Here is a 270-nt window from a genome sequence, read left to right on the forward strand (position 1 = left end):
CTGAAGGAAGGCGAGATCACGTCTTTCCGCTTCTATCTGCTCGCGCCAGGCGACCCGAGCACGTTGGCGAAACCGCATACCGCTATTCAGTTGCTGCTCGGCGCGAGTAGCCCCGATTTGAAGCCTGAAGAGGCGACGTCACCGGTCGATGAGGCCGGCGCACTGCAGACGTGGGACACGCTGTTGAACAGCCTGCGATTGCGGCCAGGCGCAGTCTGAGCGGAGGCGACATGCGACGCTACGACATCGTGAAAGGTGACACGACGACCG

General features: G+C 62.2%; 1 protein-coding gene. It reads left to right on the top strand.

Going from position 1 to position 270, the window contains the following annotated elements; all coding sequences use genetic code 11:
• On the top strand, window positions 1-219 hold a 219-nt coding region (locus SB751_RS30880), incomplete at its 5' end, for a T6SS immunity protein Tli4 family protein (RefSeq protein WP_410749133.1).
• Window positions 220-270 lie beyond the last annotated feature (51 nt).

This window comes from Cupriavidus sp. SIMBA_020 (assembly GCF_046535395.1).
GTDB classification, from domain to species: domain Bacteria; phylum Pseudomonadota; class Gammaproteobacteria; order Burkholderiales; family Burkholderiaceae; genus Cupriavidus; species Cupriavidus campinensis.